The organism is Staphylococcus sp. EG-SA-17, assembly GCF_017151845.1.
GTDB lineage: Bacteria > Bacillota > Bacilli > Staphylococcales > Staphylococcaceae > Staphylococcus > Staphylococcus aureus.
Genome location: NZ_JACVZO010000003.1, coordinates 1 through 12,204, shown reverse-complemented (window position 1 = coordinate 12,204; position 12,204 = coordinate 1). Strand labels below are relative to the sequence as shown.

The window sequence follows — 12,204 nt, the reverse complement described above, 5'->3', positions numbered from 1 at the left end:
AAATGGCTATAAAAGAAATAAGTAGCCAATCTGCCATAGATCATAAAAGAAAAAGACGCACAACACTCACGTATATAGTGAGTTTGTGCTTTCTTTTTATTTGTATATATTTAAATATGGCGATTGGTTCTTCGAAAATTAATTTTAGCGATATCGTTCACTATGTTACTGGTCATACAGATACGAAAGCAACGTTTTTATTGCACAATGTACGTATGCCAAGGATGATTGCAGGGTTATTTATTGGCGGTGCATTAGCGGTATCTGGTTTGTTAATGCAAGCAATGACACGCAATCCGCTAGCATCACCTAAAATTTTTGGTGTTAGTTCTGGCGCGTCATTTGTCATTGTATTAGTAACGATTATTATTCCATCATTAGAATATTATGCATTATATTTGGGTGTGATAGGTGCATTTATAGGTGGTTTAACTGTTTATACACTTTCAGGTGCTACGAAAGGTATGACACCCATTAAATTAGCATTGGCTGGTATGGCGATCCATTTGTTTTTTAGTAGTATGACTGAAGGTATTATTATTTTAAATGAGAATTCTAATGAACAAGTGATGTTTTGGCTTGTTGGTTCATTATCCAGTATGAAGTGGGATGAGATTTTAACCATTCTACCATGGCTTATTGGTGCATTAATTGCAACAGTCTTTATTGGGCGTCAGTTAACGATAATGGAACTTGGCGATGACATTGCTAAGGGATTGGGTCAAAATATAAATAAAGTTAGAATTATCATTGGACTATTAGTCATTATTCTTACAGGTATGTCGGTGTCAGTGGCAGGACCAATTGGATTTGTTGGCTTAATCGTACCGCATATAGTCAAACGCTATGTGAGTAAGAATTATTTAGTCATGATTCCATTAACATTTATTATAGGTGCAGATTTGTTACTACTATCAGATGTATTAAGTCGTTTAATTACATATCCTTATGAATCACCAGTAGGGATTGTTACATCATTCGTAGGTGCACTTTACTTCTTATTTATAACGATTAAAGGGGTGAAAAGAATATGATGACAACGAAAATTATACGTCGTTATAGTTTAATCACAATCCTTTTAATTGTGAGTATATTCATAAGTTTATGTGTAGGGTCTGTCATGATTCATCCGATTGATGCTATTAAGGGAATCTTTGCACAAGATGATTTTATTTTAAATGAGTATCGTATACCTAGAACATTACTTGGTATTATTATCGGTAGTAGCTTGGCTATATCAGGTGCAATTATACAAGCTGTAATAAGAAACCCGTTAGCCTCACCTGATGTTATAGGTATTTCTAAAGGTGCCAGTTTAGCTGCTGTGATTATTATTATGATCTTTCCAACAGCACCATTGTTTGTATTACCTATAGGTTCATTCTTAGGTGCCTTTGCAGTAAGTTTATTTTTATCATTTTTAATTTCAAAATATGATGTTAAAGGTTCAAAGCTTGCCTTAATTGGTTTAGCAATAGGCGCAATATGTACGGCGATTGTGCAGTTCTTATTAATCAGAAATCCACTGGAAGCAAACAAAGCGCTTGTTTGGTTGACAGGTAGCCTATATGGACATGATATGTCGAATATTTATACTATATTACCTTGGTTTTTAATAACGATACCAATCATCATTTTATTGAGTTATCAATTAGATGTATTGAATCTAGGTGATGCTGTTGCAACCGCACTCGGTTTAAAAGTTAAAACTATTAAAATGCTATTGTTAATTTTAGCAGTAATATTAGCAGGATCCGCAATTTCAGTTGTCGGTGGTATTAGCTTTTTAGGATTAATTGCACCTCATATTGCGAGACAATTAATAGGAAATAAAACATTACACGTTATTATCATGTCGGGGTTAATTGGTGCTATATTGTTAACATTTGGAGATGGTTTAGCCCGTGGCATTCATCCGCCACTGGATATTCCTGTAGGGGTTATCATTGCAATTATCGGTGCACCATACTTCTTAATATTATTACGAAGAATGAAATAACTAACATATGATTAGAGTTTAAAAAAGGTTAAGTACGAAATCAGTAATTGTACTTAACCTTTTTTGAATTCATCTTGAAAAATTACAAGAAATAGCGTATATTTAATAACTGTAATTATTCATTATTTTGCATACATAAACATTTTAAAAGATAGAATGATAAGGAATATGTTTGTTAACTGAATAGAATTCTGTATATACTTAAAACGAATACATAGAGAAATGGATTGATTTTATGGATAGCTTTTCAAGGAAAGAGATAGTTATTGGGAGACTTAAGTTTATTACGATGTCTTTAATTGGTATCTTATTATTTTTAGTACCAATTCCAGTCGAACAAGATGGACAGAAGCAAACAACGTTGCCCGTGGCATTTTTAGCAGGCGTGCTTAAAGATGTATTAGGTGGCGTAATGCCATTTTTAATTGTGACGATAATTACTTTGTCGGGTATCATAACACTGATTTGTTCAACTATTTTAAAAGATAAATTGAAACCTGACGGGCTAATGAATAATGCTTTTAACGTTAGAATTGGTTGGTTAATTTTGCGCCTACTTGCAGTTGTTTTTGCATGGATGACATTTTTACGAATTGGTTCAAAGGTTATTTACTCAGATGAAACGGGTGGATTATTGTTCTCAAGTTTATTGCCAACATTAGTGGCAGTATTCTTATTTGCAGCTCTATTTTTACCGCTATTAATGGAATACGGTTTGTTAGAGATGTTGGGTCCTATTTTTAGACCGGTTATGAGACCCTTATTTACATTGCCAGGACGTTCGACGGTAGATAATTTAGCCTCATTTATTGGAGACGGAACTGTTGGAGTCTTAATTACAAGTAGACAATATGGTGAAGGATATTATTCTCGTCGTGAGGCAACAGTTATTTCAACGACATTTAGTGTAGTTTCTATCACCTTCGCAATTGTAGTTGCTGAAACAGTGCATATGCAAAATCAATTTTTTGCTTTCTATTTATCAGTGATAGTATCCTGCCTCGTTGCAGCAGTCATTATGCCAAGAATTTGGCCTTTAAATAAAATTCCTGATGAGTATGCTAAGGAGGTACCTGAAAGTGCGCGTACTGAGGCATTGCCAGAAGGAAAGACGGCATTGAGACATGGCTTTGATACTGCAACAGAAGTAGGTATTAAAGCACCGGGCGTTGTTGACTTTTTTAAGTCAGGATTAAAAACAGTCGTTGATATGTGGTTTGTTATTTTGCCTGTAGTGATGAGTATTGGTACTATTGCTACCATTATTGCGAACTACACGCCCTTTTTTGTCATATTGGGTAAACCTTTTGTTCCATTTTTAGAGTTAATGCAAATACCTGAAGCGGCACAGGCTTCTCAAACGATTATTATCGGTTTCGCCGATATGTTTTTACCTTCTATATTAATTGAAGGTGTACAAAATGATATAACTCGTTTTGTTATTGGGGCACTTAGTATATCGCAGTTAATATACTTGTCTGAAGTAGGTGGCGTCATACTTGGTTCGAAGATTCCTGTAAGCATCGGCAAATTGTTTATGATTTTCTTGATTAGAACAATCATTACACTACCAATTATTTCTTTGATGGCACATCTTTTGTTATAAATATATGTGGAAAAGGACAACTGTTAAAATTATGGAAACAGTTGTCCTTTTGTATTTGTTTATGCTGGGTGTTGAACCAATTAAAAAAATCATTCATGAAGCCCTCACCATGAATGATTTTTTTATACAATTTATTTAGTTAATTCATTGTAAACTTTTTGATCGTTTTGAGTATAAATAATGTATTCGTGGTCTTCAGTATCGATAATAACGCGATTCGTTTTACCAAACGTTGAGCCGATTCTAGATACATCTTTGCTGTCTAATTTAGGAACTGCATGAATATCTTGGTCTTGTGTAATATTTTTAATTTCACTTGTAGGAATTTTGATATCAGCAACTCTCCATTGAATACGCACTTCATTATTATCTTTCTTTACTGTCATTGCCATTATTCAAACACATCCTTTAAATATTTTGTAAATACATCATAAACGATTTTGTAATCGTTTTCAAGAGTTATGTGATACTTTTTTAAATTGTGTCATACTAATGATTTTTAACCCGAAAATATGTTCGTGTTTTTGTTAGGGATATGGTAAAATGTGAGTATTAAAGGAGAACAAATATGACAGGTAAAACACATGCTTCATGCGGCATGCTCGTTGGAGCGCTAACAACACAATATTTTCAAACGGATATTTTTTCGTCGGTTACGGTTATCATTCTAGCAACTCTAGCTAGCTTATTACCCGATATATGTCACACTCAAAGTAAGATTGGCAGAAGGTTTAAGGTAATTAGTTTTTTTGTGAGATTGATCTTTGGACATCGAACCTTTACGCATTCAATATTATTTATCGCAATCATAGCATTTTTATTGCAAATTATTCAGACGCCTAATTACTATATGGCAGCAATTATAATTGGATTAGTGTCACATGTTATACTAGATATGATAACACCAAAAGGCGTGAAATTATTTTATCCGTTACCGTTTAATGTGAAGACACCGATTCAATTTAAAACAGGTGGACTTGTAGACTTATCTTTAGCTACTGCGTTAATGGTCGGAACAGTTTATGTTTTATTTCAGCCTTTCATCAATGATATAATAAGCAACTGGAATACTAAGTTTTTATAGAAAATAAATTATTAAAGGTTACAAACTCAGCAGGAGGCATAAAATGCTAGATAAAAATCAATTAGCTAAATATAAACAAGATCATTTGTGTGAATATGAAAAAATAATGAGTAACAATGAAAAAGAAGCACTTGAAGAGAAGGTAGCGTCATTAGATTTAGATTTTATTGCCAAATTATATAACGATTTATACATCAATAAGAAAACAATAGATGATGTATCTGCAGTTTCTGAAGTGAAATATGATATTAAATCACAAATGAGTGATGATGAGATTAAGCGTTTAGAGGGACAAGGACTTCAAGCTATTAAAGAAGGACAATTTGCAGTACTTTTGATGGCAGGTGGACAAGGAACAAGACTTGGATATAAAGGACCTAAAGGTTCGTTTGAAATTGAAGGTGTAAGTTTATTTGAACTTCAAGCTAACCAATTAAAAACATTGAATCATCAATCTGGACATACGATTCAATGGTATATTATGACAAGTGATATCAATCATGAAGAAACTTTAGCTTATTTCGAAGCACATAGTTATTTTGGATATGATCAAGAAGCAATCCATTTCTTTAAACAAGATAATATTGTGGCGCTTAGTGAAGAAGGGAAGTTAATTTTAAATCAACAGGGTCGTATTATGGAAACGCCGAATGGTAATGGTGGCGTGTTTAAATCTTTAGACAAGGCAGGATACTTAGAAGAAATGTCTAATAATGGCGTTAAGTATATTTTCTTGAATAATATCGACAATGTTTTAGTAAAAGTGTTGGATCCACTATTTGCAGGATTTACGGTAGAACATGATTACGATATTACTTCTAAAACGATTCAACCAAAACCAGGAGAAAGTGTTGGACGTTTAGTTAATGTCGATTGTAAAGATACAGTACTGGAGTATTCAGAATTAGATCCAGAAGTTGCAAATCAATTTAACAATGCTAATATCGGTATTCATGCATTTAAACTTGGTTTTATTTTAAACGCTGTAAATCGTGAATTACCTTATCATTTAGCTATTAAGAATTTGAAACAATTAGATGAGAACTTTGGTGTTATTGAACAACCAACTTTAAAATTCGAATTGTTCTATTTTGACATATTTACTTATGGAACTAGTTTTGTCACGTTACAAGTTCCTAGAGAAGAAGAATTTTCACCTCTTAAAAATACAGAAGGTAAAGATAGTGTTGCAACTGCAACAGAAGATTTACGTAGAATGGGTTTAATTTAATGATAGGCGGTGACTATGATGTCCAAATCTAGTGAAAAAAGTAATGACACAATTGCAGAAACATTTAAGGATATCATTCCATTGTCATTTGGAGAAGAAATAGGCAATGCTGCATCTCATGGGTTAGCAGCGCTGTTAACACTATTAGTCTTACCTTATGCGGCTGTACATAGTTATATTGCAAATGGCACACTTGCATCAGTTAGTATGTCAATTTATGTTATTTCTATCTTTATGATGTTTATTTCATCTACTATTTATCATTCTATGCAAAATGAAACGCCTCATAAATATATTTTAAGGATTATTGATCATAGTATGATTTATGTAGCAATATCAGGTACATATACGCCTATTTTATTAACAGTTGTAGGTGGTTGGATTGGATGGACAGTGTTTATCCTATTATGGGGCACAACGCTTTGGGGAATTTTATATAAATCCATTGCTGTCAAAGTAAACCAAAAGTTAAGCTTAATTGTCTATTTGGTAATGGGTTGGGTAGGTATTATCTTGCTACCAATAATATTTATTCGTACATCTTGGATATTTATTTTATTTATTTTTCTAGGCGGTGTGTCATATACGATTGGTGCATGGTTCTATGCACAAAAAAACAGACCATATTTTCATATGATATGGCATATTTTTATCGTTATAGCATCATTATTGCATTTAATTGCAATCTTATATTTTATGTAGTCGTTTAGAAAAGGTGGGGGGAACTCCGCTTTTTTTATTACTTAATTCATTCTAATAGAGGATTGTTTTGCTTTTTTTAAATCGGTATGATTTTTAAAGCTGGGAGTGCACTTAATTTGTATTAATCAGACATTTGATGGATACGTTTATTTGAATTTTTTAGTAGGTGCAACAAATAGATTTTTTAAAAAACTAATTTGAATTTAAAAGAGGGCAAGATAGGAAATAGTAAAATTAGAAATTACAAAGCACTATCATTATTATAAAAGGAGGTATAGCATGCGTTTAAAATCAATTGTAACTGTAATAGCTTTAATATTAATCATGTTTATGGCTGCAATCGAATCATCAATTATTTCTTTAGCGTTACCAACAATTAAGCAAGATTTAAATGCAGGGAATTTAATTTCATTAATATTTACGGCTTACTTTATTGCATTAGTGATTGCGAATCCAATAGTAGGTGAATTATTAACTCGATTTAAAATTATTTATATTGCTATCGCAGGTCTTACACTATTCACGGTTGGTAGTTTAATGTCAGGTTTAAGCACACATTTTAGTATGTTGATTATATCACGTGTAATTCAAGGGTTTGGATCTGGTGTCATGATGTCCTTGTCGCAAATTGTGCCTAAACTAGCGTTTGAAATTCCATTACGCTATAAAATAATGGGTATCGTTGGTAGCGTTTGGGGGATTTCAAGTATCATTGGTCCGTTACTAGGAGGCGGTATACTTGAATTTGCAACTTGGCATTGGTTATTTTTTATTAATATTCCGATAGCAATTATTGCAATAATATTGGTTGTCTGGACATTTCATTTTTCAGAAGAAGAAACTGTGGCTAAATCAAAATTCGATACTAAAGGTATCACCTTGTTTTATATTTTCATTGGTTTAATTATGTTTGCATTGTTAAACCAACAGCATCTATATTTAAATATCATAGGTTTTGTTTTAGCAATATTAATTGCACTTCGATTATTTAATGTTGAGAAAAAAGTTTCATCCCCATTCTTACCAGTAGCAGAATTTAATCGAATGATTACTTTGGTCTTTATTACAGATCTTCTTACAGCTGTTTGTTTAATGGGCTTTAATTTATATATTCCTGTGTATCTTCAAGAACAACTGGGATTATCGCCATTGCAAAGTGGATTAGTTATTTTTCCACTTTCTGTAGCGTGGATTACATTGAATTTTAATTTGCACCATATTGAAGCGAAGTTATCAAGAAAAGTTATCTATTTGTCGTCTTTTACATTATTATTATTAAGTAGTATAATCATTGCGTTTGGTATAAAATTACCAATCCTTATAGCATGTGTCTTAATTTTAAGTGGAATAAGCTTTGGATATATTTATACAAAAGATAGTGTAATTGTCCAAGAGGAAACAAGTCCAATACAAATGAAGAAAATGATGTCGTTTTATGGATTAACAAAAAACCTTGGCGCATCAATAGGTTCGACGATTATGGGATACCTTTATGCATTAAAATCAGGATTATTTGGTGCAAACTTGCATAATATTTTAGGCGTTGTATCCTTGATAAGTGTAGGGCTCATCGTTGTATGGCTCATATTTTATAGAGAAGCGGCGTCACAAACAAATGAATAGAATTATCATTAAAATTGATGTAGTGTAAATAAAGTAAGAAATAATCATTTTACTAGGTTTGAAGTGTAATCAACTATCTTAAAATGAAAAGCAATATAAATTATTTATGGTAAGGAGGACAATAGTTATGAATTATCTTAAACATAAGTTTTATAATTTATTAACAACAATTATTGTTCTCTTTATCTTTGTGCTTTCTGGTGCGATATTTTTAACGTTTTTAGGATTCGGACTATATGGATTAAGTAGAATTCTTATTTATTTTAGGTTAGGTGACTTCACATATAACAGAAGTATGTACGACAACCTATTGTATTATGGCAGTTATATAATCTTTGGGTACTTCATCATATTTGCAGTCGAGCATTTAATGGATTATTTTAGAAAAATGTTACCTGAAAATGCTTATTTTAGAGGTGCAACTTTTCATTTAATCTCTTATATGGTTGCAACAACGTTATTTTATTTTATTATTCATCTGAACTATGTATATATCAATATTGATTTTTGGGTCATCATGGTTATTATAGGCTTTTTATATGTTTGTAAGTTGCAGTTTTACCCTGAAAGTAAAAATCTAAACAATAGAAAATAGAGTTTTGAAGTTGGGGGCAATGATGTGTTCCAACTTCTTTTTATTCATATAGTAGAAAATGAGTTGTTTTGCTTCAATTAATCACGGTTAATAATAACCATTGATATAAATAGTTGGTACTGTAATCTGAAATATATTTTAAGTATATATGCTAATAAACGTAAATTTGTTACAAAGGAGGAATTGTGGTGGCTAATGTTGAATTAACAACGCGAAGACGAAATTTTATAGTAGCTGTGATGTTAATCAGTGCTTTTGTAGCTATTTTAAATCAAACATTATTAAATACAGCGTTACCTAGTATTATGAGAGAGTTAAATATCAATGAAAGTACTTCACAATGGTTAGTTACTGGTTTTATGCTTGTTAATGGCGTCATGATACCTCTAACTGCATACTTAATGGACAGGATTAAAACTAGACCTTTATACTTAGCAGCGATGGGAACATTTTTATTAGGTTCTATTGTTGCAGCCTTAGCTCCGAATTTTGGAGTTTTAATGTTAGCACGTGTAATTCAAGCGATGGGTGCAGGGGTACTTATGCCTTTAATGCAATTCACATTGTTTACGTTATTCAGTAAAGAACATAGAGGATTTGCAATGGGATTAGCTGGTTTAGTTATTCAATTTGCACCAGCAATTGGGCCTACTGTTACTGGATTAATCATTGATCAAGCAAGTTGGCGTGTACCTTTTATTATAATTGTAGGAATTGCTTTAGTCGCATTTATCTTCGGTTTAATTTCAATCTCTAGTTACAATGAAGTGAAATATACGAAATTAGATAAGCGCTCTGTAATGTATTCGACGATTGGATTTGGGTTAATGTTATATGCATTCAGTAGTGCAGGCGACTTAGGATTTACTAGCCCGATAGTTATAGGTGCATTGATAATAAGTATGGTTATTATCTATTTATTTATACGTAGACAATTTAATATTAGTAATGCACTTTTAAATTTAAGGGTTTTTAAGAATAGAACATTTGCATTATGTACGATTAGTTCAATGATTATAATGATGTCAATGGTTGGACCTGCACTGCTTATACCGCTATATGTTCAAAATAGTTTGTCTTTATCTGCCTTGTTATCATGACTTGTTATCATGCCAGGTGCAATCATAAATGGTATTATGTCGGTTTTTACAGGTAAATTTTATGATAAGTATGGTCCTAGACCACTGATTTATACTGGTTTTACGATTTTAACAATTACTACTATTATGTTGTGTTTCTTGCATACAGACACATCTTATACGTATTTAATAGTCGTATATGCAATTAGAATGTTTTCAGTTTCTTTACTCATGATGCCGATAAATACTACAGGAATTAATTCTTTGAGAAATGAAGAAATCTCACATGGCACGGCTATTATGAACTTTGGTCGTGTAATGGCTGGTTCACTAGGCACAGCTTTAATGGTTACTTTGATGAGTTTTGGCGCAAAAATATTTTCATCTACATCGCCATCGCATTTAACTGCAACTGAAATTAAACAGCAATCAATTGCTATAGGGGTGGATATCTCATTTGCTTTTGTAGCCGTGCTTGTTATGGCAGCTTATGTGATAGCACTTTTTATAAGAGAACCTAAAGAAATAGAAAGTAATAGAAGGAAATTTTAAAATAATTATAGTAGTTGGTCTATTGAAAATAATAGGCTAACTTCTTTTTTTATTTAATAAAAAGTTTTATACTTTTAGTGATAGACTAAGCAAAAATTGTTATTTGCTATGATGTAGATGTCTTAAAATGATTAAGGGGGATTTGCTTTGTTAACGGTAGATCAAGTGAAAGAATTGGTAGGAGAAATTAAAGACCCTATTATAGATGTGCCTTTAAAAGAAACAGAAGGTATTGTTGAAGTTTCTATTAAGGAAGAAAAAGAACATGTGAGTGTTAAATTAGCAATGGCACAATTAGGTGGTGCACCGCAATTAGATTTACAAATGGCTGTTGTTAACGTATTAAAAGAAAACGGTGCGAAAACGGTCGGTATACGATTTGAAACATTGCCGGAAGAAAAAGTAAATCAATTTAAACCAAAAGAAGAAAATAAACCTAAAACGATAGAAGGCTTATTATCTCAAAATAATCCAGTCGAATTTATTGCTATTGCTTCAGGTAAAGGTGGCGTCGGTAAATCCACTGTTGCAGTAAATTTAGCCGTTGCCTTAGCCCGTGAAGGGAAAAAAGTCGGATTAGTAGATGCCGATATATATGGATTTAGTGTACCAGATATGATGGGTATTGATGAAAAACCTGGAATTAAAGGGAAGGAAGTAATTCCAGTTGAACGTCATGGCGTTAAAGTTATATCAATGGCCTTTTTTGTGGAAGAAAATGCGCCAGTTATATGGAGAGGGCCAATGTTAGGTAAAATGTTGACGAATTTCTTTACAGAAGTTAAATGGGGAGACATTGAATATTTAATACTCGATCTTCCACCTGGAACAGGAGATGTAGCTTTAGATGTTCATACGATGTTACCTTCAAGTAAGGAAATTATTGTAACGACACCTCATCCTACAGCAGCATTTGTTGCAGCTCGCGCAGGTGCGATGGCAAAACATACGGATCATTCTATTCTTGGCGTAATTGAAAACATGAGTTATTTTGAAAGTAAAGAGACGGGTAATAAAGAATATGTCTTTGGCAAAGGTGGCGGTACTAAGTTAGCTGATGAACTTAATACTCAATTACTTGGGGAATTACCTTTAGAGCAACCATCTTGGAATCCAAAAGATTTTGCACCGTCAATATATCAATCAGATGATCGTCTAGGTAAAATTTATAGCTCGATTGCACAAAAAGTTATAGCTGCTACAAATAAATAGGTATAATATATGCTAAACGTACAAAATTACTTTTATTTTGTACGTTTTTATGTTGATTTGTTTTGGAATGCTGGTAAAATAAGTTCTTGTGTTAAGCAATAAACGCGTTGAAAAAGAAGCGGGTTGTGAACACAAAAAGTTTTTAAAAAAGTTATTGACTTTAAATTCCAAAGTTGATAATATGATAAAGTCGTCAAAAACGACGCAGTTGTTTTTAAAGAAGAATTTCAAAAGTGTAAAACTTACCATTGAAATAACTATAAAAACAATATAGAATAAATAAAGTAATCGTTCAAAAAGTTATTGACTTCAAGAAACAAATGAAGTAGAATAAAAGAGATTGAACATTAATGAACATTGAAAACTGAATGACAATATGTCAACGTTAATTCCAAAAAACGTAACTATAAGTTACAAACATTATTTAGTATTTATGAGCTAATCAAACATCATAATTTTTATGGAGAGTTTGATCCTGGCTCAGGATGAACGCTGGCGGCGTGCCTAATACATGCAAGTCG

At 32.3% G+C, this 12,204-nt stretch carries 11 protein-coding genes, 1 rRNA gene and 1 pseudogene; 12 read left to right on the top strand and 1 reads right to left on the bottom strand.

The genetic code is table 11. The features are described from left to right. The first annotated feature begins 2 nt into the window (after positions 1 to 2). The 3 genes from IDG65_RS02020 (at position 3) to IDG65_RS02010 (ending at position 3,605) form a co-directional block, all read left to right on the top strand. The gene (locus IDG65_RS02020) at positions 3 to 1,034 is read left to right on the top strand and encodes a FecCD family ABC transporter permease (protein ID WP_000974915.1); all 1,032 of its coding nucleotides are present in this window, start codon (positions 3 to 5) and stop codon (positions 1,032 to 1,034) included. Then, positions 1,031 to 1,999, top strand: a complete 969-nt coding sequence (locus IDG65_RS02015) for a FecCD family ABC transporter permease (RefSeq protein ID WP_000989083.1) — start codon at positions 1,031 to 1,033, stop codon at positions 1,997 to 1,999. Before IDG65_RS02020 ends, IDG65_RS02015 begins: the two co-directional genes overlap by 4 nt. A gap of 235 nt (positions 2,000 to 2,234) precedes the next feature. Then, a complete protein-coding gene (locus IDG65_RS02010) occupies positions 2,235 to 3,605 on the top strand; it encodes a YjiH family protein (protein ID WP_001670170.1) in 1,371 nt (456 codons plus the stop codon). A 131-nt stretch (positions 3,606 to 3,736) separates the two neighbouring features. Here the strand turns inward: IDG65_RS02010 and IDG65_RS02005 are convergent, their stop codons facing one another. Further along, positions 3,737 to 3,997 (bottom strand): SunI/YnzG family protein, encoded by a 261-nt coding sequence (locus tag IDG65_RS02005; protein ID WP_001251935.1) that lies wholly within the window; start codon positions 3,995 to 3,997, stop codon positions 3,737 to 3,739. Positions 3,998 to 4,173: 176 nt separating this feature from the next. Here IDG65_RS02005 and IDG65_RS02000 point away from each other — a divergent pair, with 176 nt between their 5' ends. From IDG65_RS02000 to IDG65_RS01960, 9 genes and pseudogenes are all read left to right on the top strand, one after another. Continuing rightward, positions 4,174 to 4,689: a metal-dependent hydrolase gene (locus tag IDG65_RS02000; protein WP_000147094.1), complete on the top strand. Its 516-nt coding sequence runs from the start codon at positions 4,174 to 4,176 to the stop codon at positions 4,687 to 4,689. A gap of 43 nt (positions 4,690 to 4,732) precedes the next feature. Further along, entirely contained in the window at positions 4,733 to 5,920 is a 1,188-nt protein-coding gene (locus tag IDG65_RS01995; RefSeq protein WP_000884742.1) for a UTP--glucose-1-phosphate uridylyltransferase, read from the top strand. An 18-nt stretch (positions 5,921 to 5,938) separates the two neighbouring features. Beyond that, complete coding sequence (gene trhA / locus IDG65_RS01990; protein ID WP_000047118.1) at positions 5,939 to 6,622, top strand: PAQR family membrane homeostasis protein TrhA; 684 nt, start codon at positions 5,939 to 5,941, stop codon at positions 6,620 to 6,622. Positions 6,623 to 6,901: 279 nt separating this feature from the next. Then, positions 6,902 to 8,245, top strand: a complete 1,344-nt coding sequence (gene sdrM / locus IDG65_RS01985) for a multidrug efflux MFS transporter SdrM (RefSeq protein WP_001237522.1) — start codon at positions 6,902 to 6,904, stop codon at positions 8,243 to 8,245. A gap of 121 nt (positions 8,246 to 8,366) precedes the next feature. Further along, the gene (sepA, locus tag IDG65_RS01980) at positions 8,367 to 8,840 is read left to right on the top strand and encodes a multidrug efflux transporter SepA (protein WP_075583664.1); all 474 of its coding nucleotides are present in this window, start codon (positions 8,367 to 8,369) and stop codon (positions 8,838 to 8,840) included. Positions 8,841 to 9,028: 188 nt separating this feature from the next. After that, positions 9,029 to 10,471, top strand: a pseudogene (gene lmrS / locus IDG65_RS01975) (multidrug efflux MFS transporter LmrS). A gap of 147 nt (positions 10,472 to 10,618) precedes the next feature. Beyond that, a complete protein-coding gene (locus IDG65_RS01970; RefSeq protein ID WP_000958536.1) occupies positions 10,619 to 11,683 on the top strand; it encodes an Mrp/NBP35 family ATP-binding protein in 1,065 nt (354 codons plus the stop codon). 88 nt (positions 11,684 to 11,771) lie between these two features. Next, positions 11,772 to 11,957 (top strand): hypothetical protein, encoded by a 186-nt coding sequence (locus IDG65_RS01965; RefSeq protein ID WP_001790708.1) that lies wholly within the window; start codon positions 11,772 to 11,774, stop codon positions 11,955 to 11,957. Between the two features lie 183 nt (positions 11,958 to 12,140). Next, positions 12,141 to 12,204: ribosomal RNA gene (locus tag IDG65_RS01960) — 16S ribosomal RNA — on the top strand; the annotation flags it as partial.